The organism is Rhizobium leguminosarum bv. viciae, assembly GCF_012276115.1.
GTDB classification, from domain to species: domain Bacteria; phylum Pseudomonadota; class Alphaproteobacteria; order Rhizobiales; family Rhizobiaceae; genus Rhizobium; species Rhizobium leguminosarum_T.
Map to the genome: position 1 here is coordinate 494,692 of NZ_WIEU01000003.1, position 24,643 is coordinate 519,334.

At 61.8% G+C, this 24,643-nt stretch carries 19 protein-coding genes; 5 read left to right on the forward strand and 14 right to left on the reverse strand.

Features of this window, described 5'->3' with window-relative positions:
- The first annotated feature begins 1 nt into the window (after window position 1).
- The gene (gene accD / locus GFM02_RS08195) at window positions 2–907 is read left to right on the forward strand and encodes an acetyl-CoA carboxylase, carboxyltransferase subunit beta (RefSeq protein ID WP_033182047.1); all 906 of its coding nucleotides are present in this window, start codon (window positions 2–4) and stop codon (window positions 905–907) included.
- Window positions 908–934: 27 nt separating this feature from the next.
- Window positions 935–2,287, forward strand: coding sequence for a bifunctional folylpolyglutamate synthase/dihydrofolate synthase (locus tag GFM02_RS08200; protein WP_205930213.1), 1,353 nt, complete (start codon window positions 935–937; stop codon window positions 2,285–2,287).
- Between the two features lie 71 nt (window positions 2,288–2,358).
- On the opposite strand, the gene trxA is transcribed toward GFM02_RS08200, so the two are convergent.
- The 12 genes from trxA to GFM02_RS08260 form a co-directional block, all read right to left on the reverse strand.
- Window positions 2,359–2,679, reverse strand: a complete 321-nt coding sequence (gene trxA, locus GFM02_RS08205; RefSeq protein WP_003544118.1) for a thioredoxin — start codon at window positions 2,677–2,679, stop codon at window positions 2,359–2,361.
- Window positions 2,680–2,753: 74 nt separating this feature from the next.
- On the reverse strand, window positions 2,754–6,305 hold the full coding sequence (gene addA / locus GFM02_RS08210; RefSeq protein ID WP_168321360.1) for a double-strand break repair helicase AddA: 3,552 nt from the start codon (window positions 6,303–6,305) through the stop codon (window positions 2,754–2,756).
- Window positions 6,298–9,489, reverse strand: a complete 3,192-nt coding sequence (gene addB / locus GFM02_RS08215; protein ID WP_168321361.1) for a double-strand break repair protein AddB — start codon at window positions 9,487–9,489, stop codon at window positions 6,298–6,300. The genes addA and addB overlap by 8 nt, the downstream gene beginning before the upstream one ends.
- A gap of 3 nt (window positions 9,490–9,492) precedes the next feature.
- Window positions 9,493–10,224 carry a nucleotidyltransferase family protein gene (locus GFM02_RS08220; protein ID WP_168321362.1) on the reverse strand — a complete coding sequence of 244 codons (732 nt, stop codon included), beginning with the start codon at window positions 10,222–10,224 and terminating at the stop codon, window positions 9,493–9,495.
- Window positions 10,225–10,237: 13 nt separating this feature from the next.
- Complete coding sequence (gene tsaE / locus GFM02_RS08225) at window positions 10,238–11,755, reverse strand: tRNA (adenosine(37)-N6)-threonylcarbamoyltransferase complex ATPase subunit type 1 TsaE (RefSeq protein WP_168321363.1); 1,518 nt, start codon at window positions 11,753–11,755, stop codon at window positions 10,238–10,240.
- Entirely contained in the window at window positions 11,752–14,337 is a 2,586-nt protein-coding gene (locus tag GFM02_RS08230; RefSeq protein ID WP_168321364.1) for a sensor histidine kinase, read from the reverse strand. The genes tsaE and GFM02_RS08230 overlap by 4 nt, the downstream gene beginning before the upstream one ends.
- A 203-nt stretch (window positions 14,338–14,540) precedes the next feature.
- Window positions 14,541–15,941 (reverse strand): adenosylhomocysteinase, encoded by a 1,401-nt coding sequence (gene ahcY / locus GFM02_RS08235; RefSeq protein WP_168321365.1) that lies wholly within the window; start codon window positions 15,939–15,941, stop codon window positions 14,541–14,543.
- A 158-nt stretch (window positions 15,942–16,099) separates the two neighbouring features.
- The gene (locus tag GFM02_RS08240; protein WP_003544133.1) at window positions 16,100–16,375 is read right to left on the reverse strand and encodes an HPr family phosphocarrier protein; all 276 of its coding nucleotides are present in this window, start codon (window positions 16,373–16,375) and stop codon (window positions 16,100–16,102) included.
- Between the two features lie 9 nt (window positions 16,376–16,384).
- On the reverse strand, window positions 16,385–16,786 hold the full coding sequence (locus GFM02_RS08245; protein WP_003544139.1) for a PTS sugar transporter subunit IIA: 402 nt from the start codon (window positions 16,784–16,786) through the stop codon (window positions 16,385–16,387).
- Window positions 16,787–16,934: 148 nt separating this feature from the next.
- On the reverse strand, window positions 16,935–17,387 hold the full coding sequence (locus GFM02_RS08250; protein ID WP_168321366.1) for an HPr kinase/phosphorylase: 453 nt from the start codon (window positions 17,385–17,387) through the stop codon (window positions 16,935–16,937).
- Complete coding sequence (locus GFM02_RS08255) at window positions 17,384–19,174, reverse strand: sensor histidine kinase (RefSeq protein WP_027667952.1); 1,791 nt, start codon at window positions 19,172–19,174, stop codon at window positions 17,384–17,386. Before GFM02_RS08255 ends, GFM02_RS08250 begins: the two co-directional genes overlap by 4 nt.
- Before the next feature lie 184 nt (window positions 19,175–19,358).
- The gene (locus GFM02_RS08260; RefSeq protein ID WP_196232227.1) at window positions 19,359–20,093 is read right to left on the reverse strand and encodes a response regulator transcription factor; all 735 of its coding nucleotides are present in this window, start codon (window positions 20,091–20,093) and stop codon (window positions 19,359–19,361) included.
- Between the two features lie 337 nt (window positions 20,094–20,430).
- Here GFM02_RS08260 and GFM02_RS08265 point away from each other — a divergent pair, with 337 nt between their 5' ends.
- From GFM02_RS08265 to GFM02_RS08275, 3 genes are all read left to right on the forward strand, one after another.
- Window positions 20,431–22,041, forward strand: coding sequence for a phosphoenolpyruvate carboxykinase (locus GFM02_RS08265; protein WP_168321367.1), 1,611 nt, complete (start codon window positions 20,431–20,433; stop codon window positions 22,039–22,041).
- A gap of 108 nt (window positions 22,042–22,149) precedes the next feature.
- Window positions 22,150–22,593: an alternative ribosome rescue aminoacyl-tRNA hydrolase ArfB gene (gene arfB, locus GFM02_RS08270; RefSeq protein WP_020052247.1), complete on the forward strand. Its 444-nt coding sequence runs from the start codon at window positions 22,150–22,152 to the stop codon at window positions 22,591–22,593.
- A 1-nt stretch (window position 22,594) separates the two neighbouring features.
- Window positions 22,595–23,206 (forward strand): alpha-ketoglutarate-dependent dioxygenase AlkB, encoded by a 612-nt coding sequence (locus GFM02_RS08275; RefSeq protein ID WP_168321368.1) that lies wholly within the window; start codon window positions 22,595–22,597, stop codon window positions 23,204–23,206.
- A 115-nt stretch (window positions 23,207–23,321) separates the two neighbouring features.
- Here GFM02_RS08275 and coaA read toward each other — a convergent pair whose 3' ends face one another.
- Both coaA and GFM02_RS08285 read right to left on the reverse strand, forming a co-directional pair.
- On the reverse strand, window positions 23,322–24,317 hold the full coding sequence (gene coaA, locus GFM02_RS08280) for a type I pantothenate kinase (RefSeq protein WP_003544165.1): 996 nt from the start codon (window positions 24,315–24,317) through the stop codon (window positions 23,322–23,324).
- A complete protein-coding gene (locus GFM02_RS08285) occupies window positions 24,314–24,637 on the reverse strand; it encodes a phosphoribosyl-ATP diphosphatase (protein ID WP_017962659.1) in 324 nt (107 codons plus the stop codon). Before GFM02_RS08285 ends, coaA begins: the two co-directional genes overlap by 4 nt.
- Between the last annotated feature and the right edge of the window lie 6 nt (window positions 24,638–24,643).

The following is a 24,643-nucleotide window of genomic DNA, read 5'->3' on the forward strand; positions in this document are numbered from 1 at the left end:
GTTGAACTGGATCACCAACTACGTTCGCCCGCGGATCAATTCCATGCTGGGCCGTCGCGAAGTGCCGGAGAACCTCTGGATCAAGTGCCCGGAAACGGGCGAGATGGTCTTCCATAAGGACCTGGAAGGCAACAAATGGGTCATTCCGGCGTCGGGTTATCACATGAAGATGCCGGCCAAGGCCCGCCTGGCCGATCTTTTCGACAATGGCGAGTTCGAATCGCTGCCGCAGCCGAAGGTCGCGCAGGATCCGCTGAAGTTCCGCGATTCGAAGAAATATAGCGATCGCCTACGCGACAGCCGCCTGAAGACCGAACAGGAGGATACGATCCTCGCCGGTGTCGGAAAGGTGCAGGGACTGAAACTCGTGGCCGTTGTGCACGAATTCAACTTTATCGGTGGTTCGCTCGGCATGGCCGCCGGCGAGGCGATCGTCAAGGCTTTCGAGCGTGCGACGTCTGAAAAGTGCCCGCTGGTGATGTTTCCCGCTTCCGGCGGTGCGCGCATGCAGGAAGGCATCCTGTCGTTGATGCAGCTGCCGCGCACGACGGTTGCCGTCGACATGCTGAAAGAATCCGGCCAGCCCTATATCGTCGTGTTGACCAACCCGACGACGGGTGGCGTCACGGCCTCCTATGCCATGCTTGGCGATATTCATCTGGCCGAGCCCGGCGCCGAAATCGGCTTTGCCGGCAAGCGCGTGATCGAGCAGACGTTGCGTGAAAAACTGCCCGAAGGCTTCCAGACCGCCGAATATCTGCTGGAGCATGGTATGGTCGATATGGTCGTCAAGCGTCACGATATTCCGGAAACGCTGGCGCGCCTCTTGAAGATCCTGACGAAGAAGCCGGTTTCGGCGGCGAACGACATGAATGGCGGCGCGATTGCCCTGGCGGCGAGCGCCTGATAACCGACAAGCAGGCGGGGTGCCGAATTGATACCCAGAGGCCAAACCGCGGTGAGTGAGGCAGCGCAGGAGATCGACAAGCTCATGGGATTGCATCCCAAGGGTTTTGATCTGTCTCTCGATCGCATCACCCGTCTTCTCGATCAACTCGGCAATCCGCACAGGAAACTGCCGCCGGTGATTCATGTCGCCGGCACCAATGGCAAGGGGTCGTTCACCGCCTTCTGCCGCGCCCTGCTCGAAGCCGGCGGCTACAGCGCTCATGTGCACACCTCGCCGCATCTCGTCAATTGGCACGAACGTTATCGCATTGGCGTCAAGGGCGGACGCGGACAGCTTGTCGACGACGCCGTCTTTGCCGAGGCCGTGCGTCGCGTGGCCGATGCCAATGCCGGACAGCAGATCACCGTCTTCGAAATCCTGACGGCGGTCACCTTCATCCTGTTTTCCGAACATCCGGCCGATGCCGCGATCATCGAAGTCGGTCTCGGCGGCCGGTTCGACGCCACCAATGTCATTTCAGATCCGGCCGTCTCGGTCATCATGCCGATTTCGCTGGATCATCAGCCCTATCTCGGCGACAGGGTCGAGCTGATCGCGGCCGAAAAGGCCGGCATCATGAAACCGGGATTTCCAGTTGTCATCGGTCATCAGGAATATGACGCAGCGCTCGACATGCTGATGTCGACGGCCGAACGGCTGCATTGCCCGAGCGCCGTTTTCGGGCAGGATTTCATGGCGCATGAGGAATATGGCCGGCTCGTCTACCAGGACGAGTTCGGTCTTGCCGACCTGCCGTTGCCGCGCCTTCCCGGCCGGCATCAATATGCCAATGCCGCCGCCGCCATTCGTGCCGTCAAGGCGGCGGGTTTCACCGTCACCGAGACGATGATGGAAAAGGCGATGAGTTCGGTCGAATGGCCGGGCCGGCTGCAGCGTCTGAGCGAGGGCCGGCTGCTGTCGCATGCGCCCGCCGGCGCCGAGATCTGGATCGATGGCGGGCATAATCCCGGTGCCGGCGAAGTGATCGCCGAAGCCATGGCCAATTTCGAGGAGCGCCAGTCGCGGCCGCTTTTCCTGATTACCGGCATGATCAACACCAAGGATCCGGTCGGTTATTTCAAGGCCTTTGCCGGCTTGGTCGAGAAGGTTTTCTGCGTGCCGATCCGCGGCAGCGAAGCGATGATCGACCCGGTGATCTTGTCGAATGCCGCTTATGATGCCGGCTTGGTTGCCGAACCGATGTCGACGGTCGGCGATGCGCTGGAAGCGATAAAAGCCGTCGCCGATCCGGAGGCATTGCCGCCGCGCATCCTGGTCGGCGGCTCTCTCTATCTTGTCGGCGACGTGCTTGCCGACAACGGCACGCCGCCAAAATGAAGGCTGCGAAATGAAAAAAGCCCGGTCGAGCCGGGCTTTTTCGTCAATGTGATATAGTTCGTCGATATCAATCAGGCAGCGCTCGAAATCCAGTTCGAAAGAGCCGTCTTCGGCTTTGCGCCGACCGAGATATCGGCAACTTCGCCGCCCTTGAAGATCGCAAGGGTCGGAATGGAGCGCACACCGAACTGTGCGGCGAGTTCCGGGTTTTCATCGATATTCAGCTTGGCGACCTTGACCTTGCCTTCCATCTCGACGGCGATTTCTTCGAGGCTCGGAGCAATCATCTTGCACGGGCCGCACCATTCGGCCCAGAAATCGACGACGACGGGTTCTGCGGATTCCAGAACTTCCGACTGGAAGTTATTGATATCGACTTTCACGGTAGCCATGGCTGCTCCTTTAACGGAATTGGGTGTTGAACCACATGTGATGGTCCGGTGCCGAATTTTCAATGTCCGGTATTTCACTTTGTCTTGACCGCTGCAAGCGCCAAACCGAGCGCCTTTTCGCTCAGCGTGAAGAGCGAAGCGTTCTCGGTATAGACAAGCATGCAATCGATACGCTTGTCAGGATAGAGCGGCGTCAGAATCTCGCGGTAGATCGCCAGCTGCGCCCGGTGCGCGAAGGGGATAGCCTCCTCCGTTGCCGGCGGCACCCGATTGGTCTTGTAGTCGAGAATGACGACGCGATCGGCAAGGACGGCAAGCCGGTCGATGCGGCCGGAGACGGCATAGCGCCGGTCTTCGAGCGTCAATGTTCCCATGATCGAGACCTCGGGCTGGGCCTGTGCACCGAGAACAGCCTGTAGACCTTCCTCGTCCAATAGTTTCAGAACCGAATCGACAAGCTTGCGCCGTTCGGCTTCCGGCCAGAATCGGGCCGCCCTTTCGGCGTAACGGCTCGCCGCGTCAGGTCGTTCGCCAAGCGGAATTTCGGGAAGCGCCTGCAGCATGCGATGGATCAGCCTGCCCTTTTCCAGCGAACGATCGCTGCGCTCCTTTTCGCCGAACAGCGGCGAGACGACCAGCAGACCGCCCTCATCCTCATCGATAATCGTCCCGGCGCCGGAAGGACTGAGCGGCCGGGGCAGCTCAGCCTGCGGCGGCAATGGCCGCAACAGACCGTCGGGCAAGGTCTCCTCGCTGCCGCGCTCTTCGCTGCGATCGATACGCTCGAAGCGTCGTTCCACCCGCGGCACGCGCCATTTGACGCCCGGCCATTCCCCATCGGGACCGGAGAATGTGGTTGCCTCCACATGCGGATGGTCGTCGCGCAGTGCCGTCGAAATCATCATATGCCAGGTGTCGTTATTCACACGCACGCCACGATAGCCGCAGACGACCAGCCTGTCGGCGGCACGCGTCATGGCGACATAGAGCAACCGGCGATATTCTTCTTCCGCCAGCATCTGGATACGCGCGGCATCGTCCTGGGTCAACGAATTGGCGAGATCGGAGACAGGAACCCAGACGGGCATCGGCGGCTCGTCGGGGCCGGTCTCGATCAGGCGAAGCTTCGGCAGATGGGTATGGGTGAAGGCCTTCGAACCGCCGTCGACGAGAAAAACGATCGGTGCTTCAAGACCCTTGGAGGCATGCACCGTCATGATCCGCACCTCGTTGCGCCCCTTGTCCTGCTCGCGCTTCATCACCGGTGCTTCGAGCTCCAGCGTCGAGATGAAGGATTGCAGCCCGGGAAGGCCGGAGCTCTCGTGGTTGAGCGTGAAGGTCAGGAATTCGTCGAGAATATCGCTGACCTCGGTGCCGAGACGGGCAAGGAATTGCCGCCGCCCGCCATAGCTGCCCAGCACGCGCGCATAGAAATCGTGAACCGACAGGCTCCTGGACTGCCGGAGAAACAGCTCCAGCCTCTCGACGGCAGCGCGGAAACGTTCGGTGCCGTCGGCGGCGAAGCTTTTGAGATGGCTCCAGACGCTTTCATTGTCGCCGCGCAACGCGGCGATCGCAAAGATGTCGTCCTCCGAGAGATCGAAAAGCGGGCTCTTCAGCACGGCGGCGAGCGAAAGATCGTCTTCCGGCAGAAGCAGGAAACGGCCGAGCGCCAGCAGATCCTGCACGGCGATATGGCTGGTCAGCACCAGCCTGTCCGCGCCGGCGACGGGAATATCGCCGCGGCGCTTCAACGCCCGCGTCAACGCGTTGACGAAGGCGTCGCGCTTGCGCACCAGCACCAGGATGTCGCCGGCCTCGATCAGGCGCTCCTTGCCTTTGTCGACGATCGTTTCGCGGCCAACAAGCGTGCCGATCGAATGGGCGATCCGCCGCGCCAGGATTGCGGCCGGCGCGCTTTCCGGCGTCGCATCGAAGGGCGCCGTCCAGTCCTCCTCCTTCACCACCGCTTCCGGCGCAACCATCTCCCAGAGATCGACGGCGCCGGGATGTCCGATGCGGCTGGAACGATGCACGACCGGTTCGCCGAGCGCGCTGAGGCCGCGCGCATTCTCGGGTGTCTTGAAAATGTGGTCGACAGCCTCGAGCACGTCGGCAGTCGAGCGGAACGACAGCGGCAGCCGCACCGAGGAAAAACTCTGCCCGCTATCGGAAACGCGCCGCCGCGTCCGGTCGCTCTCCTCGGAAAAACGCTCGGGCCGCGCCCCCTGGAAGGAATAGATCGACTGCTTTTCGTCGCCGACGGCAAAAAGCGTGCGCACGATCGGCCGGGCGCTTTCGCCGGAGAAGAAATCTTCGGCGAGCGACTGGATGACGCTCCACTGGATCGGGCTGGTATCCTGCGCCTCGTCGACGAGGATATGATCGATGCCGCGATCGAGCTTGTAGTGGATCCAGGGGCCGACGCCACTTTTGGTCAGCAGGTCGGCAGTGCGGGTGATTAGGTCCTCGAAATCGAGTTGGCTGCGCTGCTTCTTCAACTCCTCATAGTCGTGATTCAGCCGATCGGCGAGCACGAGCGCTGCATGCGTGGCGCCGTACATCCGCATCAGCTTCAGCCGGTCGCGACTTGCTGCGACATGCGCGCGGGCAATGGCGATGGCCTCTGCCAGCTGCGGTGCCTCGGCAAGCATGGCCTTGACGAAGAATTGCGAGTCCGCCTTGGGCTCGCCCTTCACGGTCAGAAAGATCTTCTCGAGAAATTGCGCGCGTCTTGCGTCATCGCGCTCCCGCCCGGCCAGCCTGAGGCCGTAGGCAACCTCCTGCGCCTTCGTGCCACCCTTCTGGTCGGCCAGCGAGAGATAAAGCTCCAGCGTGCCACCCGAAAGCGCGGGCAAAGGCCAATATTGCGCCGCGATCCTGGCTTCCGTGTCACCGGCCGCAAGGCCGAGCCTTTTGCGCAGAACCATTTCCACGCCGCCCTGCCGTTCGGCCGTCGCGGTGAAACGACGAATGGCATTGCGGTTGGCGACGATGTCGCCGAGCAGGTTCTCCAGCCCGGATTCGTCGCCGAGATTGAGCACGTAGGCGAATGCCTCGGCAAGGGCGCTGTCTTCGTCAGGCGCCGTTGCCGTCAGCAGCGCCCGGCGCGCATCGGAAAGCAGCGCCACCGCCGCGCGATCGTCGAGAACCGAGAAATGGCCGGCAACGTTGGCCTCCAGCGGGAACTGATGCAGCAGCGCTTCGCAAAAGGCATGGATCGTCTGGATCTTCAGTCCGCCGGGCGTCTCCAGCGCCTTGGCAAACAGCCGGCGAGCCTCGGCAAGCTTCAGTCCGTCGGGAGCCACGCCTTCGATCTGCGTGATGCGCCGGCCGAGGTCTTCATCGTCAAGCACCACCCATTCCGCCAGCCGTTCGAAAACGCGGTTCGACATTTCCGACGCCGCAGCCTTGGTGTAGGTGAGGCATAAAATGGCGGAAGGCCGCGCGCCTGATAGCAGCAGCCGGATGACGCGCTGTGTCAGCACATGCGTCTTGCCGGAACCGGCATTGGCCGAGACCCATGCCGACCGCAGCGGATCGGAGGCAATCGCCTGCTGGATCGTCGTCCAGCCGATCCAGGCGCCCGGATCGTCGTCGTTGGGAAGGGCGGTCACATCACTCATCGCCGCCCTCTTCGGTTTCGGCCGTCGACCATTCGGAGACGCGGGCAAGATGATCGTAGTCGCCGCCGAAATCGAATTGCTGGGCCGGGATCAGCCGCGAGGTAAAGCCCCTTTCGTTGGATTGCAGCAACCCCACGAATTTGACCAGCTGGTCGATCGATTCGGCGGCGAGATCCATCGCCGATTTCGCCTTGTCGCTGCGGGCCGAGCTCTCGTTGTTGACGGTATCGACTTGAAAGCGGCTTCCCGGTCGCAGACGCACATAGAGAAGGTCCTGCGGCACGAGGCTGCCGGCATCGCGAAAAGCGCCGGCGCTCAAGGCCGCTGCTTCAAGTGCCAGCTGCGGATCGAGAAGCACGCGTGCCTGCGCCGGCGAGGGATTGTAGCCGGTCTTATAGTCGATGATGTCGGCCGAGTGTGGTCCGGTGACGTCGATCCGGTCTGCGACGCCGGTGAGCCGGATATTGATCGGCTCCAGCTCCATGCCGCCTCGCACTTCCGTCAACGTTTTCAGGATGCCATGTCGCCGTCCGGCCTCCCATTCGAGGAAGACGCGGGCGACGGCGCGAAAACGCGGCCGCCACACGGCATCGATATGCGGCGGCAACTTTTCCATGTCGAAAAGCTCGGAAAGGACGTGCTCCATCGCCGCTGCCGCATCCGGCGTGCCGGCGATATGGGCTTCGCGGATGAAACGGTCGATGATCTTGTGGTAGAGCGTCCCGCGTTCGGCCGCACCCGGGTCGCGATTGAACGGGTCGACGGGGTCGAGCCGCAGGATGCGGCGGGCATAGATGGCATAGGGATCACGGCGCAGCCGGCCGACTTCGCTGAAGGAATAGGATTTCGGCTGCAGCGCCAGCGGCGGTTTCGGCGAGGGTCGTTGCGCCGGCGCCTGACTGTCGCCCCGATCGATGAGAGCGGTCCACTGCAGGAAACGATTGCCGCGTCCCTTCAATTCCGCTTCGAACGCCTCTCCGCCGAGCGCCAGCAGCCGCTGCAGCCAACGCGAGGCAACGGTCGGCGTCGAGCCCTGGCGCAGCGCGCGCGAATAGATCAGATGGCGCGTGCCGTTTGCCATCTCGAAATCATGCGCCAGCTGGCCGATGCGCCGCTCCGGCGGCTCGAGGCCGATTTCCGTCTTCATCATTCGCGGAATGAAGGGATTGTTGGCGGTCTGTCCCGGCCAGGTGCCTTCGTTCAGGCCGCCGAGGATCAACGTATCGACGCTCTGCAGGCGGGCTTCCAGCGTGCCGAAGATGAAAAGCCTCGGATGGCTGAGCGCCCGTGGCTTCACCGCATGACCGGCGGCAAGGGCTGCCATGATGTCGATCCATTGCGGTCCGTCGGCCTCCATCTGGCCGTCCGTGTCGATCACTTCACCGAGCAGGGCGGCGAGGGCATCTCCCGCTTCGTTCGACCAGAGATCGGCGAGATTGCCTTGCGGATCGACTGCGACCGCTTCAAGCGAACGGCCGGTGCGTTCCGCCCATTCGGACAATGTGAAGCGCGCTGTTCTTCCGCGATCTTCCGGCCGGTGCCGCATCAGCGCCGAAGCCAGAGGCTCGGTCGCCTGTGTGACCCGCCGGGCAAGGTCGTATGCGGCGTCGGCGGCATCCCGCGAAAACGCTTTTCGCCATTGCGGCGCGTGCCTGTCCAGGGCTTGTTCGGCAAGTTGGTGCGTGAGCAGCAATTCCAGCGTGCTGATATCCACCTCTGACACGCCGCCGCGCAGCGCCAGCAGCTCGAGCGCCTCGGTAGCGGAAATCAAGGCGCCGCGCTCCAGGCCGAAGCGGGCAAGCGGATGTTTGAGCAGCGAGACGATCGCCACCGGATCGCCCGGCCGCAGCGCTGCCTCCAGCAGCACTTGCAGCAAGGTACCCTGCGGCATGGCCGAAAGCGGTGTGCCCGCCGAATCGTCGGCGAGGATGCCGAAGCGGGAAAGCTCGGCCATCACCCGCCGCGCGAGATTGCGGTCCGGAGTGATGAGCGCTGCCCGGCTCTCGCCGTCCTGTCCCGGCCTCTCCAACGCAAGCCGGAGCGCGATGGCAATTGCGGTTGCTTCCTCGCGCTCATTGGCGGCTTCAATCAGCGAGATATCGGAGACCGCCGAAGACAGCGCGCCTGCCGGCAGGTTGTTTTTCCATGCTCCCCAGTCACTGGTCGCCTCCGCCGGGGCAAGTGCCCGCGACAGGATTTCGGCACGCCGCTCAAGATCGGCCTCCGGTCTGTCGAGAAGCGTGACATCGGCCCGCGTCAGCTTCAGCCGCTTGAGCAGCGACGACAGACCATATTGCGGATGGCTCCGGCTTGCCGGATTGGCATGTTGGCCTGGCGCCGGTTCCGGCGCGACCATCTGCCAGTGCTTCTCGGGCATGGAGAGATCGAGCCCCGGAAGCACGATTACGCCTTCCGGCAGATGGGCGACCGCGGCAATGAGATCGGCAGTGGCGGGAACGGAACCCGTCGAACCGGCGATGATGATCGGCCCGGCGGGTTTCGTTGCCGAAAGCCGGCTTGCTTCGGCCCGGAGAATGGCGTTTCTGTGCCGCGCCGGCGAGGATTTGCCGAGCTCGGACAGCCGCTCGGGCCAGAAGGCGCTGGCGATCTGCAGGAACTCCGCCGTCAACTGCCACCAGGCGGCATAATCGCCAGTATCGAGTTTCGACAGCTCCGACCAGTCGAGATCCTCGGTCTCGATGGAATCGATCAGCTCGGCAAGATTGCGGGCGAGCCAGATCGCATCGGCCGGGCTTGCCGGCGCGACGAGCGGCGAGTCCGAGTGAATGTGGCGGACGATCTCCGGCAGCTTGTTTCGCCAGGCGAGGATCAGACGCGCAAGCTCCAGCAGACGGGCGGTATTCGATAGCGGCTGAGCGAGATCGATCGTTGCCGGCAGCGCCTCGTCGAAATAGCCGCTATCGTCATCGGTTTCGCCGAGCGGGCGGATGACGGGGAGGATCGCCGAGCGGCCGCCGAGCAGGTCGACGAATTCGGAACGCAGCACACGCACGGCGCGCCGGGTCGGCAAATAGATCGTTACTTTGGCAAGCGATAGCGGATCATTGGCGTCGTGCCGGAAAATCGGCGTCAATCGGCCGTCGCAAAGTGTCGTTGCCAGCGTTTTCAGGAAGGAGAGGCCCGCCGGGATCGTCAGGATGCGTGGCTGGTGCCGCTCCGCCATGGCTTACGCAAACGTCCGCAATCGCCGGATCGTTTCCTCCGCCTCGCCGATCGCCTCGGGCGTGCCGACCGTCAGCCAATGGCCTTCGAGCACCATGCCGAAAAGCCGGCCACGCGCAATCGCCTTGTCGAAATAGATATTGAGGTTGAAGGCATCCTTCGGCGCATCGTCGAACAGCGACGGGTTCATGGTGATCGCGCCGGCATAGACGACGGGATTGGACGGATCGTCGCGATAACGCGTCAGCCGGCCATCGGCCGCAAGACTGAAGTCGTTCTTGCCATTGTGACCCGTCGTATCCTCGATCCCGACGCAAAGCAGCGCCATATCCATGCGCTCGGCATCGAAGAATCCGGCTAAGCGTTCCAGGTTCGTCGGCCGCCCCGGCTGTTCGCCGATCCAGAAGAGATCGGCGTTCATGACGAAGATATTGTCGCGGTCAAGCAGCCTCAACCCCTTTGCAAGGCCGCCGCCGGAATTCATCAGTGCGTCCCGCTCGTCCGATATGACGATGTCGAGGCCGTGATAATTCCTGAGATGTTCGAGCATCTGGTCGGCGTGGTGATGAACGTTGACGACGGCGCGTTCGATACCGGCGGCCACCAGGCAATCCAGCGCGTAATCGATCATCGGCTTGCCGTCGATCTTCACCAGCGGCTTCGGGATCGTGTCGGTGATCGGGCGCATGCGGGTTCCGAGACCCGCGGCCAGTACCATGGCTTGTCTGATGGTCATTCTGATCCGGAACTTATGATTCGCTCTGGCCTATTCCAGCCCTTGCGCACCAATCGCGCAAGGGGGCAAGCGTTTCATGCTCGAGCGCGACGTGCAGATAGGAAAGCGTGCGCGGCATATGTTTCAGATAGCCCGGCTTGCCGTCGCGCCGCAACAGCCGCACCCAGAGGCCGGCAAGCTTGCAGTTGCGCTGCGCCGACATGATCGCCCAGGCCTTCATAAATCCGGCTTCGTCGAAACCGCGCTCTGCGCGGCGAAGCGTCAGATAATCATCCATCAGCTGCCGGAAGAGGTCCGGCTCGATCGTTACGCGCGCATCCTGGACGATCGAGGCAAGATCATAGGCCGTTGGTCCGATCATCGCGTCCTGGAAATCGATGAGGCCGATCTTGCGAATACCGCTTTCATGTTCGCGCCAGATGATGTTCGGCGAGTGGAAGTCGCGCAGCAGCAGGTTCTTCTCGGCCGTTGCGAGCTCGTCGATGAGCGCGTCCCAGATCGCCAGATATTCCGCCCGTTCGGCTTCCGTTGCAGGTGCGCCCTGGCGCTTCCAGGGCAGGTGCCAGTCGAGCACCAGCCGCACCTCCATCTTCATCGCCGTGCGGTCGAAATCAGGAATATGATGGACATGCCCCTTTCCAACGGGGATGTCCTGCGGAAATTTCAGGGCGTGCAGTCTGGCCAGGCAGGCAACGCTTTCGCGATAGCGTTCGACAACCGGCTGTCCGTGGGCATCCAGCACGCCTTCGCTGCCAAGATCTTCGATCAGCAGGATACCCTTGTCATAATCCACCTTGTAGACTTCGGGCGCCGCAAAACCGTTCTTGCGCAGCGCATCGGCGATCGCCACGAAGGGATAAGCGTTTTCGGCGAGATGCGCGACTTTCGGATAGGGTTTGCCGTCGAGAACCGGCGGGCCTTCAGCAAGCGGCGGCCAGTCCATCAGGATGATGCGTCGGTTCCCGGCCTTCGGATAGATCGCCTCATAGGCGCGCAACGAGGCATCACCGGTCAGGAATCGGCGTTTCGCTTCGGGATAACCTGCACCGTCAAGGAAATCGCGGATCGCCAGGACGCGGTGGATGCGTGTATTTTGCGCGCCAGCAGCTTCGATCGTCGCCCGCCGGCCGCTGCCTTCATGCGCCAACGTCAGGGTGATGCGCTCCGCGGGCAGTTCGCTCCCCGCCATCTCCGGCCATTCGACGAGACAGATGCCATTTTGCAGAGCCTCGTCGAAGCCAAGCTCCGTCAGTTCGGCAGGATCGCCGAGCCGGTAGAGATCGAAATGCGAAACGGCGATGCGCAGATCATAGGATTGCACCAGCGTGAAGGTCGGGCTCGGAACCTCGAGCCCCTCGTCATCGGCCATGGCACGCAGGATCGCGCGGGCGAGCGAGGATTTCCCCGCGCCGAGATCGCCGGAAAGGGCAAGGCAATCGCCGGCCTTCAGGGCCAGCGCCAGGTCCTCACCGAGGCGGATGGTGGCCGCCTCGTCTTTCAGGAAAAGCGAAATCGTATCACCGGTGGTCATTCGGCTGCGGCGGAATGCGGTACATCGACCGAGGGGATACGGCAGACGACGGTCGTCCCCTTGCCCGGCTCGCTGTCGATCGTCACATCGCCATGATGCAGACTGACGAAGCTGTCGACGATCGAGAGACCGAGGCCGGCGCCGCCGCGTTTGCCGCTTTTCGCTCCCGTGGCAAAACGGTCGAAGACGGTCGCGATCATGTCGGGTGAGATGCCGGGGCCGCGATCACTGACGGCGAAGACGAAATCCGTGCCTTCGCGATGGCATTCCAGCGAGATCGACGTGCCTTCGGGCGAGAAATTCGCCGCATTGGACAGAAGCTTCAGAAGGATCTGTTTCAGCCGCTGCGGATCGGCAACGATCGAGCCGAGATAGGCAGGAGCGGTGATTTCAAGTGCGACGCCGCTTTCGTGGAGCCGATCGGCGATCTGCATCGAGACGTCGTCGAGCAGGCCGTTGAGATCGATATCCGCATAATTGAGGCGCATGATGCCGGCATCGACGGTCGCAAGGTCGAGAATATCGTTGACGAGCGTCAACAGAACCGAGGACGAGGTGGAGATATGGTCGATATATTCGGCCTGCCGTTCGGTCAGCGGCCCGACGCCCGGTGTGCGCAGGAGATCGGTGAAGCCGATAATGTTGGTCAGTGGCGAACGCAGTTCATAGGAAACGTGCTGGACGAAGTCGTTCTTCAGCTCGTCGGCCTTGCGCAACGCTTCGTTCTTCTCGGTCAGCGCCCGCTCGGCGCGCACGCTGTCCGTCATGTTGACGAAGGTCAGCATGGTCTGGGCGTTCGGCAGCGGGATGACGGCATAGTCGAGCACGAGGCCGGAGAAGAGTTCCAGCGTTCCCTGGCCCGAGCGGCGTTCGTCGTCGAAGCTGGTGATCAGTTCCGCGAAGGTCTTCCAGCCGTCCGGCCGGTCATAGGACGGGGCGCAGGCCTCGCCCAGCGCACGGATATGGGTGCCGGGCTTGGCTTCGGTTTCGGTGATCCCCCAAAGCGCGCGAAAGGCCGGGTTGGAAAGGCGGATGCGTCCGTCAGGACCGAACACCGCCACACCTTCGGAAAGATGGTCGATCGTTTCGCCCTGCACCTTGACCAGCGTGTTGTAGCGCGTTTCGAGGTCGACCTGCTCGGTCAGATTTTCGAACACCCAGGTGGCGCCGCCCTGCGGATGAGCGGTGGCGAAGACCCGCAACGTCTGCCCGTTCGGCAGGTGCCAGAGATCCGTTTGCGTGTCGAGCGCGCGATAGACGGAAAGCGCGGCTTCCTTCCAGCTTTTCCAGTTGAGCTGGTCCGGCAACTTCTTGGCGGCGCGCAACCGCTCGAGCAACTCGCTATTGTCGGGCCGGCCTTCGAGGAAGGCGATATCAAGCTCCCAGAGCGCGACGAAGGCCTGGTTGTAGAATTGCAGCCGGCGCTCGCCGTCGAAGATGGCAACCGGCGTGGCGAGATGGTCGAGCGTTTCGGCATGGCTCTTCAGCGTCCGTTCCAGCTCGGCACGCACGGCCTCTATGTCGGACACATCGATCGCGATGCCGGCCGAGCCGCCGGGAACCCTGACGTCGACAACGTCGAAGAATGTCCGGTTGCCGTGCACGACCGTCGAGATCTTGTCGTGGAAGGGCGATTCCGGCGTCGTCGTGGCGCGAATGCGTTCGCGCGCGACGGTCGTCAGCATCTCGCGGCCTTCATTGATCGCCTGCTGCGGCGATCGCGCTTCGACCGCCTCGCCATAAGCCTGGTTGACCCAGGTGAGGCGGCCCACCGGGTCGCGCTGCCAGGCCGGCATGTCGATCGCGTCGAGCATGGTCTGGAAGGCCGAGATCGAGGTCATCAGCCGGTCGCGCTCGATCCTGAGCTCTGCCAGCTCGGCGCGCAGATTGTTGAGCGCCACGAAACGGACGAAGGCACGCCCGCCGGAAACCCGGCCCTGCGCCTCGAGGATCTCGTCGCGGATGGTTTCGACCACCATGTCGAAGCTCTGCGCCTCGTCGCGCAGCCGGTCGATCGCCTTTTCCAGCTCGGAAGCCGAACGTGACTTCAGCCACAGGCCGAAGGCCAGGAATTCGCCGTCTTGCGGCGCGCCGGTCTCGGGCGGAAGCTGGCCGAGCAGTTCGGGCCGCGCATTGCCGTCCCAGATGACGATCCGCCGGTTCTTGTCGGCGATCAGAGCCTGGTATTGCGAAATGCGCTGCTGGGCATCGGAGAGCGCCGAGCGGATTTCCCGGCTCTCGTTTTCCAGGTTGCCGCGCTGGCGCACCAGCCACAGCGTCGACAGCAGGGCTGCCGATATGACGCCGATGACGACGGAAACACCGATCACCTGCGAGGATGTGAAGAGGTGAGCCGAGGCCGCCGCCTGCTGCTCCGCCTGTGCCAGAGCCGGCCGCGCCAGGGTGGCGAGCGCCGTCCCGGCCGCGCAGCTTTTCAGGAAGCGCGCCAATGGTCCGTGCTCTTGCTTTACGGCCTCGTGCGCCGTTGCAGATTGATATCCTTGGCCTGCCATGAGCGGGCGGCGATCGGCGCGAGCGCCATCATCGACCTGACCGGGCAGGCTGCTTTTCATTTCCGACATCCGCGGTATGTCTCCGTCCTTCAATGTGCCGCATTACGACAAGACATCCCATTTTCGCAGCGGTCGGACAGGGTCCTGCGCCACGAATCAAGTCTTAAAACAATACTTCGGAAGGGAATCTGCGGGAAGGGAGCGTCCAAAAAATAAGCCGCGGCATTTGTCAATGCCGCGGCTTCTACATCTTGTGGATATTAACGATCAAATCAATATCTGTAGTGGTCGGACTTGAACGGGCCCTTCGGCGAGACGCCGATATAGGCAGCCTGTTCCGCAGAAAGCTCGGTCAGCTTCACGCCGAGCTTGTCGAGATGCAGGCGTGCGACCTTCTCGTCGAGATGCTTCGGCAGGATATAGACCTGGTTGGAATACTGGTCGGGCTTGGTGAAGAGCTCGATCTGCGCCAGCGTCTGGTTGGTGAACGAAGCCGACATCACGAAGGACGGATGGCCGGTGGCGTTGCCGAGGTTGAGCAGACGGCCTTCGGACAGAAGGATGATGCGGTTGCCCTTGGGGAATTCGATCAGGTCGACCTGCGGCTTGACGTTGGTCCACTTGAGATTGCGCAGTGCAGCGACTTCGATTTCGTTGTCGAAGTGACCGATATTGCCGACGATCGCCATATCCTTCATCGCCCGCATATGGTCGATGCGGATGACGTCCTTGTTGCCGGTGGTGGTGATGAAGATATCGGCCGAGGAAACGACGTCCTCGAGCAGAACGACTTCGTAACCGTCCATCGCAGCCTGCAATGCGCAGATCGGATCGGCTTCGGTCACCTTGACGCGGGCGCCGGCGCCGGAGAGCGAAGCGGCAGAACCCTTGCCGACGTCGCCGTATCCGCAGACGACGGCAACTTTGCCGGCCATCATGACGTCGGTGCCGCGGCGGATGCCGTCGACCAGCGATTCCTTGCAGCCATACTTGTTGTCGAACTTCGACTTGGTGACCGAGTCGTTGACGTTGATCGCCGGGAAGGGTAGCAGGCCCTTCTGGCTGAGTTGGTAAAGGCGGTTGACGCCGGTCGTCGTTTCCTCGGTGACGCCCTTGATCGCGTCGCGCTGCTTGGTGAACCAGCCGGGCGAAGCGGCAAGACGCTTCTTGATCTGTGCGAAGAGGATTTCCTCTTCTTCGGAATGTGGATGAGACAGCACATCCTCGCCGGCTTCTGCGCGGGCGCCAAGCAGGATATACATGGTGGCGTCGCCGCCGTCATCGAGGATCATGTTGGAAAGGCCGCCATCGGCCCACTGGAAGATCTTGTCGGTATAGACCCAGTAATCTTCGAGCGATTCGCCCTTGATGGCGAAGACAGGCACGCCGGAAGCGGCGATCGCGGCAGCGGCATGATCCTGCGTCGAGAAGATGTTGCACGAGGCCCAGCGGACTTCGGCGCCGAGCGCGACCAGCGTCTCGATGAGCACGGCCGTCTGGATAGTCATGTGCAGCGAGCCGGTGATGCGCGCGCCCTTCAGCGGCTTTGTCTGGCCGAATTCGCTGCGGCAGGACATCAGCCCCGGCATTTCGGTTTCGGCGATCGTAATTTCCTTGCGGCCGAAATCCGCAAGCCCGATATCGGCGACGACATAATCTTTTTCAGTGCTCATAGAGGCCTCCAGGCTGAAAAACGTCTCAAAATTGGCGCAGGCGCGAAGGATGACCCACGTGCAAGCGCACGGCATGTCCGCCGTTTAGCAGGCTTCGCCGGTGATGGCAATAAGGATATAAAGAAGTCTTTATATGTTTATATGAACGCGATCCGAGCTCACATCTCCTCGCCGAACCTGTTCTGGATCAGCTGGTCCAGCGCCTCCAGCGCTTCCTCGGCCTGGCTGCCGCTTGCCGAGACGACGACGCTCGAGCCGGGGCTTGCCGCAAGCATCATCAGGCCCATGATGGAGGTACCGCCGACCGTCATTCCGTCCTTGGAAACGGTGATGGCGGCATCGAAGGTCTCGACCATCTGCACGAATTTGGCGGAAGCGCGCGCGTGAAGACCGCGCTTGTTGATGATAAGGAGTTCCCGGGAGAGCGACGTCATGAATGCCCGTTATTTTCCGCTGAGCACACGGCTGGCGACGTTGATATATTTTCGCCCGGCTTCGGAGGCCTCCACCAGCGCCTTCTCCATGTTGTTCTCGCCGCGCACCCCGGCAAGCTTGATCAACATCGGCAGGTTGACGCCGGCAATGACCTCGGTATGGCCGCTGCTCATGACTGATATGGCAAGATTGGACGGTGTGCCGCCGAACATGTCGGTCAGAATGACGACGCCGTGGCCATCATCGGCACCGGAAACGGCTTCCAGAATGTCCTGCCGTCTCTGGTCCATGTCGTCTTCGGGGCCAATACAGACCGTCTCGATGAATTTCTGAGGACCGACGACGTGCTCGACAGCATGACGAAACTCTTCAGCCAGCTTGCCATGAGTGACAAGCACAAGTCCGATCATGATATTACTGCTCCCATATACAAACGGTGGCCCCAATATCGCAATGCAGCAATTACGTCCACCGGTGGGGGCACATCTTGGCTATGAAAAGCCGAAGTGCAAGATAAAAATGCGAATATATAAGGCAGATTGACCAATCCGGAAGGCCTCAGCGCCCGATATCCGGCACTTTTGCCATCAGGATCGCAAGGGGTGAGGAAACGCCTGTGAGCAACCGCAATGCGGGAAGTGAAAAACCGGCGGCAAGGCTCACCATTTCGCCCTCGGGAGGCACCCGGTTTTCACCGGTAGCGCTGCCCGGAAGCACGGCATAATGCATGGCCGCCCTGGGAATATGGTCCTGACGAACGATGCCGGTGCCGCGAAGTTCGATCAGCCCGGTGATCGACGGCGGGCACGAGGCGATCACCGCGCCGGCCTCTCTTGAGAGAAGAACTTGATCGTCGGCGACCAGCGCCGTGAAAAGACCGAGCCGCCGCGCCTCGGTCATGCAGGTGAAGGCCAGCATCGATTTTCCCCAGCCGGAGGGGCCGCTGAACAGCAGCCCCGTCTTGCCGACGACGATCGCCGTCGCATGGACGTTGAAACCTGCCTCGGTCATGCTGCGGCGCCGATTGGCAAAGAGAGGATGAAGCGCGCGCCGAGTATATGCCCGCTCTCGGCATCGGTGATGTTTTCGGCTCTCAGCGAACCGCCATGCGCTTCGGCGATCTGCCGGCTGATCGACAGGCCGAGCCCCGAATTCTGGCCGAAGCCTTCCGCCTCCGGCCGGTCCGTATAGAAGCGCTCGAAGATACGGTCGATATTTTCTGCCTGGATGCCGGGGCCGTTGTCTTCGATCGTGGTGACGCAGCGCGAGCGTGTCCGCACCAGCCGCACGGTAATCTTGCCGCCCTTTTCCGGCACGAAAGAGCGGGCATTCTCGATCAGGTTGGCGATGATCTGGCCGATGCGTAGATCGTGGCCGTTGACGACGAAGCGCGTCTTGACGTTCGGCTTGCGTTCGATCGCATATTCGATTTCCACCTGCTTCTTGGTGCTCCTGACCTGGCGCGAAACCTCGATGAGGTCGCGCAGCAGCACCTCCATGTCGACGGAACCGGCATCGACGCGTGCGAGTTCGGCGTCGAGACGGGAGGCGTCGGAGATATCGCTGATCAGCCGGTCGAGGCGGCGGACATCATGCTGGATGACGTCCATCAGCCGCTTCTTGGAATCGTCGGATTTGGCAAGCGGCAGCGTTTCGACGGCGCTGCGCAGCGAGGTCAGCGGGTTCTTGAGCTCATGGCTGACATCGGCCGCGAAACTTTCGATCGCATCGATGCGGTCGTAGAGCGCCGTCGTCATCTCGCGCAATGCGATGGAAAGGTTGCCGATTTCATCCTGGCGGGCAGAGAAGTCGGGGATTTCCTCACGCGTCTTGGCGCCGCGGCGCACACGGATGGCAGCTGCCGAAAGACGGCGCAGCGGATTGGCGATGGTCGACGACAGCACCAGCGAAAGCAGCACGTTGACGAGTGTCGCCACGCCGAAGACGCGCATGATGGCAAGCCGCTCGGCGTGGACGATATTGTCGATGTCGCCCGCCTGTGTCGACAACAACAGCACGCCGAGCACGGCACGGAAGCGCTGGATCGGCACGGCGACGGAAACGATGAGCTCCCCTTTTTCGGTGGTGCGCACGACTGCGCCGCGCACGCCGGTGAGCGCGTTCATCACTTCGGGATAGATCGAGCCGTCGCCGCCCGGCGCTTCCTTATAGAGCGGCAGATTGCCGGGCTGCAACGCCTTGTTGAACAGGGTAGCGAACCACTCGCTCCAGGTCTGTTTCTCTTCCTCCACCGGCGGCAGGTCGAAGCGCAGCACCTGGCCGCGCGAATAGAGATGGCGCGAGTCGAGCAGCAGGTTGGCATCGGCATCGAAGATGCGCGCGCGGGTGCGCGTCGGAGAGATCAGCCGGCGCAGGACCGGCGCGACCTTTTCGGGATCGATCGGGAATTCAAGGTCCTCGTCGTTCGGCACCGGGGTGATGCTCTGGCCGGCCTGCAGCTCGAGCAGCTTCTGCGGATCGATGGTAATCGAGTTCGTATCGACCGACGCGGAGGCCGAAACAGCGCCGGCGATGATTTCGCCCTGCGTCAATAGGCTTTCGGCGCGAGCGTCGATCAATCCCTCGCGGAACTGGTTAAGGTAGAGGATGCCGCCGACGAGCACCACCAGCGCGACGAGATTGAAGAACAGGATGCGCCGCGTCAGGCTCGAAAAGACGGCATTGCCGAAGATGCGGCGGATCAGCGTGAAGGGATGCGACCAACGGCGGCCTCGGACGCGACGGGTGCTCACGCCCTCCGCATCGTCGAGATCCCTTTCCTGCACCAACTGTGCCAATGACAGGCCCTTTCGAAGGGCGGGGCCGGATGGACCGGCCCGCAGCCCTCAACATTTCCGACAGCGCCGCGCGTCGTTTCAGACGCGCAAAGGACGCTGTGACATTTTGAACTGCTGCATAATTTAATCCTTAAATCGATGCCGATTTAGGAAATCATGCAGGAGCGCGCTGCGCCGCCGGGGCTCAGGCTGCTTCGCGGAAGCGGTATCCCACTCCGTAGAGTGTTTCAATCATATCAAAGTCGGTGTCGACCATCTTGAATTTCTTGCGCAGCCGCTTGATGTGGCTGTCGATAGTCCGGTCGTCGACATAGACCTGTTCGTCATAGGCTGCGTCCATCAGCGCGTCGCGGCTTTTGACGACGCCGGGGCGCTGCGCCAGCGAATGCAGGATCAGGAATTCGGTCACCGTCAGCGTCACGGCCTCGCCTTTCCAGGTGCAGGTATGGCGTTCCTGGTCCATGACCAGCTGCCCGCGCTCCAGCGAGCGGGCCTGCTGCACCGCGCCGGTCTTCGGCGCGCCGCTGGAGCTGGTGCCGGCGGCGGCGGCTTCGCGGCTTGACGCGCGGCGCAGGACGGCGCGCACGCGCTCTACCAGCAGACGCTGCGAAAAAGGTTTGGTGATGAAATCATCGGCGCCCATCTTCAGGCCGAAGAGTTCATCGATCTCCTCATCCTTGGAGGTGAGGAAGATGACGGGAATATCCGACTTCTGCCGCAGGCGGCGCAGCAGTTCCATGCCGTCCATGCGCGGCATCTTGATGTCGAAGATCGCCAGCTGCGGCGGTCGCGCCAGCAGGCCGTCGAGCGCCGAAGCACCGTCCGTATACGTCTCGACCTTATATCCTTCGGCCTCCAGTGCGATCGACACCGAGGTGAGGATGTTGCGGTCGTCATCAACGAGCGCGATTGTCGGCATGGTGTTGGTCTCCGTCATCAGTGCGCAATCTCCCGGATTTGCTCTCCCCAGGCGGTCTCAGTGACCGGATGCGCTTATGGAGGATAAAGGTGGAACAAATTGTGGCAAAGATAAAGGGGAGGATTGTCGTTAAATTCGCCGGCAATCTGAGGTAGCGCATTCGAAAGTTTAAACGTGCCCTATTCAAACGATTTAAAATTAAGACGATAAATTTAAATCGATTAATTGTTTGATATCACTGAATTTTCTCAAGTTTTCCATCTTGTGTTTTAAAATTTCTGCCCGTATTTTCGCGGTTAGTTTTAACGGCAACGAGCCTGAGTGAAGGGAACTAGCCATGGAAATGTTCGGAGTTCATAACCCGGCAATAGAGCTGGCAACGGTTGGATTGGGCGGCGCAGCCAGCGTTCGCTACAACTTTTCCGCCGCCGCGCTCTATGAAGAAGCGATCCGCCGGGGCGAAGCCGAACTGACCGCTCAAGGCGCACTGCGGGCCATCACCGGCCAGCACACCGGCCGTTCGCCGCGCGACAAGTTCGTCGTTCGCGATATCAACACCGATGGCGAAATCTGGTGGGACAACAACAAGCCGATCTCGCCGGAGCATTTCGCCGTGCTGCGCGACGATATGCTGGCGCATGCCGCGGGCAAGGAGCTTTTCGCACAGGATCTCGTCGGCGGTGCCGAGGAAGGCCATGCTCTGCCGACCCGCGTCGTGACCGAATTCGCCTGGCATTCGCTGTTCATCCGCAATCTGCTGATCCGCCCTGACACCGCAGCGCTGTCCAGCTTCGTGCCGAAGCTGACAATCATCGATCTGCCGAGCTTCAAGGCCGATCCGGCCCGCCACGGCTGCCGTTCGGAAACTGTGATCGCCTGCGATCTCACCAACGGCCTCGTCCTCATCGGCGGCACCTCTTATGCCGGCGAAATGAAGAAATCGGTCTTCACCGTGCTCAACTACCTGCTGCCGGCCAAGGGCGTGATGCCGATGCACTGCTCGGCCAATGTCGGCCCGGACGGTGACGCGGCGGTCTTCTTCGGCCTTTCCGGCACGGGCAAGACGACGCTTTCGGCCGATCCGGCCCGGACGCTGATCGGCGATGACGAACACGGCTGGAGCGAAAACGGCATCTTCAACTTCGAAGGCGGCTGCTACGCCAAGACCATCCGCCTCTCGGCCGAAGCCGAGCCGGAAATCTATGCGACAACGCAGCGCTTCGGCACCGTGCTGGAAAACGTCGTGCTGAACGAAAGCCGCGAGCCGGATTTCGACGACGGGTCGCTGACCGAGAACACCCGTTGCGCCTATCCGATGGACTTCATCCCGAACGCTTCGGAAACCGGCCGTGCCGGGCATCCGAAGACGATCATCATGCTGACCGCCGATGCCTTTGGCGTCATGCCGCCGATCGCCCGATTGACGCCTGATCAGGCGATGTATCACTTCCTCTCCGGCTACACCGCCAAGGTGGCCGGCACCGAAAAGGGTGTCGTCGAGCCGGAAGCGACCTTCTCCACCTGTTTCGGCGCTCCTTTCATGCCGCGGCATCCGGCCGAATATGGCAATCTGCTCAAAGAGTTGATCGGTCGGCATGGCGTCCAATGCTGGCTTGTCAATACCGGCTGGACCGGTGGCGCCTACGGCACCGGCAAGCGCATGCCGATCAAGGCGACGCGTGCGCTTCTCGCTGCCGCCCTCAGCGGTGAACTTGGACAGGCCGAATTCCGTGCTGACACCAACTTCGGCTTCGCCGTGCCGGTCTCCGTCGACGGTGTCGACGGCGGCATTCTCGATCCGCGCTCGACCTGGGCCGACAAGGCAGCCTATGACGCGCAGGCCGAAAAGCTGGTCTCGATGTTCATCGCGAACTTCGCCAAATTCGAGAATCATGTCGACGGCGGCGTCCGCGATGCAGCCCCCGGCGTAAAGGTCGCTGCCGAATAAGCAGATCAAACCTCTGACTCACGTGAAACCCGGCATCGCAAGATCGCCGGGTTTTCCATGTCACAGCCGATATTTTCAATTCGCCGCCGATGTGAGATAGAACGCCGCATGGCCAGCGACGCGCTCTATATCGATGACAGGATCACCATCGCGGGATGGGAGCTGACGGAACAGTTCGTTCTGGCGGGCGGTCCCGGCGGGCAGAATGTCAACAAGGTCTCGACCGCTGTCCAGCTGTTCTTCAACATCGCGAATTCGCCGTCCCTCAATGATCGTGTCAAAACCAATGCGATCAAGCTCGCCGGCCGGCGTTTGTCGAAGGAGGGCGTGCTGATGATCGAGGCGAGCCGGTTTCGCAGCCAGGACCGAAACCGCGAGGATGCGCGCGACCGATTGAAGGAACTGATCCTCGAGGCCGCCAAGCCGCCGCCGCCGCCGCGCAAGAAGACCAGGCCGACCAAGGGTTCGGTCGAACGCCGCCTGAAGGAAAAATCCGGTCGCTCGGAAGTCAAGAAGATGCGCGGCCGCCCCGGCGGCAGCAGCGGTGAGTGACATGCCGGAGCTCTTGAGCGGCATCCGCCATCTCCCCGGTTACCTCGACCGAGCGCGTCAGGAGGCATTGGTCGAGGTAATCCGCACCGTCGTCGCCGAAGCGCCGCTCTATGTGCCCGCCATGCCTGGCACCGGCAAGCCGATGTCCGTGCGCATGACCAATTGCGGGCCGCTCGGCTGGGTGACGGACAAAGAGCGCGGCTATCGCTACCAGCCGACGCACCCGGCAACCGGCAGGCCCTGGCCTGATATGCCGCAGCAATTGCTCGATATCTGGAATGACGTTTCGGGTTACGACAAGCCGCCGGAAGCCTGCCTCGTTAATTTCTACTCCGACGAAGCGCGCATGGGCTTGCATCAGGACAAGGATGAACAGGATCTCAAAGCCCCGGTCGTCTCGATCTCGCTCGGCAACAGCTGCCTCTTTCGCGTCGGCGGCCTCAGCCGCAATGAGCGAACGCTATCTTTCAAGCTTTCGAGCGGTGATCTGGTCGTGCTGGGCGGCGAGGGGAGGCTGTGTTTCCACGGCGTCGACCGTATCCATCCGGCGACGTCGACGCTGCTGAAGAATGGCGGCCGCATCAATCTGACGCTGCGCCGCGTTAATCCCTGACTAGAGCAATTCCAGCAAAAGTGTGCAGCGGTTTTGCGTCCGGAATTGCGTAAAAACAAAGCGATAGAGCGTTTCCGTGATTCGGAGAAAAACGGAAAGGCTCTAACGACCGCCGCTATAGTTTTCGCAGCGCGACCTGCTCGATCAGGTGATCCTTGCCCTTTTTCAGGATGAGATCGGCGCGTGGACGCGTCGGCAGAATGTTCTGCCGCAGGTTCTTCAGGTTGATGTTTGCCCAAAGATCCTCGGCGATTTCGAGCGCTTCCGCGTCTGATATCGAGGCATAGCGATGGAAATAGGAATTCGGATCGCGGAAGGCGGTCTCGCGCAGCCGCATGAAGCGCGTGACGTACCAGTTGTGGATCTCGTCTTCGGCGGCATCGATATAGATCGAGAAGTCGAAGAAGTCGGAGACCATCGGCACGATCTTGCCGCCGGCCGGCAGGTCGCGCGATTGCAGCACGTTGATGCCCTCGAAGATCAGGATGTCGGGCCGGTCGACGATCTTGTATTCGTCCGGCAGCACGTCATAGACGAGGTGCGAATAGCTGGGCGCCTTCACATCCGGCCGCCCGGCCTTGATCGCCGAGAGGAAGCGCAGGATCGCACCCGTGTCGTAGCTTTCCGGAAAGCCTTTGCGCTGCATCAGCTTTTCCCGCTGCAGCACGGCGTTCGGATGGAGGAAGCCGTCGGTGGTGACGAGATCGACCTTCGGGCTGGAAGGCCAGCGCCCCAGGAGCTCCTTGAGGATACGGGCGGTGGTCGATTTGCCCACCGCGACCGAGCCGGCGATGCCGATGACGAAGGGCGTCTTCGTCACATCGGACAGGCTGAGGAAGCGGTTGCGCTGTTCAAACAGCATCTGCGAGGATTCGACATGCGCCGAGAGCAGCCGCGACAGCGACAGATAGATGCGCCGAACCTCGTCGAGATCGATCGGATCGCCCATCGAACGCAGCCGTTTGACCTCGTCGCTCGTCAGCGTCAACGGCGTATCGGCGCGGAATTTCGCCCATTGCTCGGAAGAGAAGAAGTGGTAAGGCGAATAGGATTCCGACTGGAAATGATCCAACGTTTCCGGCACCCCGATAATCTCAGTCGCGATACTCATGAACTCTGCCGGCTGGCCTTTTCCTTGAGGCCGGACTGCGCGGTTCTGCGCTCGAGCTCGGCCATGACATTCTCTAACGGTATTTCAGCAATCTTCAATACGACCAATAGGTGATAGAGCACATCGGCAGCCTCATAGGTCAGATTGTCGCGGTCGCCCGTCACCGCCGCCATCACGGCTTCGATCGCCTCTTCGCCGAGCTTTTTTGCCGCTTTCGGCTGGCCGGCGGCCACGAGCTTGGCTGTCCAGGATTGCTCCGGCGAGGCTTTCGATCGCTCTGCGACGATGCTTTCGAGATCGGAAAGGGAAAATCCGCTCATAGGTCC

Coding starts and splice junctions, on each gene's coding strand:
- GFM02_RS08245 (WP_003544139.1), bottom strand. CDS start 16,786: ATGATCGGACTTGTGCTTGTCACTCATGGCAAGCTGGCTGAAGAGTTT.
- trxA (WP_003544118.1), bottom strand. CDS start 2,679: ATGGCTACCGTGAAAGTCGATATCAATAACTTCCAGTCGGAAGTTCTG.
- GFM02_RS08240 (WP_003544133.1), bottom strand. CDS start 16,375: ATGACGTCGCTCTCCCGGGAACTCCTTATCATCAACAAGCGCGGTCTT.
- tsaE (WP_168321363.1), bottom strand. CDS start 11,755: ATGACCACCGGTGATACGATTTCGCTTTTCCTGAAAGACGAGGCGGCC.
- GFM02_RS08220 (WP_168321362.1), bottom strand. CDS start 10,224: ATGACCATCAGACAAGCCATGGTACTGGCCGCGGGTCTCGGAACCCGC.
- addB (WP_168321361.1), bottom strand. CDS start 9,489: ATGGCGGAGCGGCACCAGCCACGCATCCTGACGATCCCGGCGGGCCTC.
- ahcY (WP_168321365.1), bottom strand. CDS start 15,941: ATGAGCACTGAAAAAGATTATGTCGTCGCCGATATCGGGCTTGCGGAT.
- GFM02_RS08230 (WP_168321364.1), bottom strand. CDS start 14,337: ATGTCGGAAATGAAAAGCAGCCTGCCCGGTCAGGTCGATGATGGCGCT.
- GFM02_RS08250 (WP_168321366.1), bottom strand. CDS start 17,387: ATGACCGAGGCAGGTTTCAACGTCCATGCGACGGCGATCGTCGTCGGC.
- GFM02_RS08265 (WP_168321367.1), top strand. CDS start 20,431: ATGGAAATGTTCGGAGTTCATAACCCGGCAATAGAGCTGGCAACGGTT.
- GFM02_RS08260 (WP_196232227.1), bottom strand. CDS start 20,093: ATGCCGACAATCGCGCTCGTTGATGACGACCGCAACATCCTCACCTCG.
- GFM02_RS08275 (WP_168321368.1), top strand. CDS start 22,595: ATGCCGGAGCTCTTGAGCGGCATCCGCCATCTCCCCGGTTACCTCGAC.
- GFM02_RS08285 (WP_017962659.1), bottom strand. CDS start 24,637: ATGAGCGGATTTTCCCTTTCCGATCTCGAAAGCATCGTCGCAGAGCGA.
- addA (WP_168321360.1), bottom strand. CDS start 6,305: ATGAGTGATGTGACCGCCCTTCCCAACGACGACGATCCGGGCGCCTGG.
- arfB (WP_020052247.1), top strand. CDS start 22,150: ATGGCCAGCGACGCGCTCTATATCGATGACAGGATCACCATCGCGGGA.
- coaA (WP_003544165.1), bottom strand. CDS start 24,317: ATGAGTATCGCGACTGAGATTATCGGGGTGCCGGAAACGTTGGATCAT.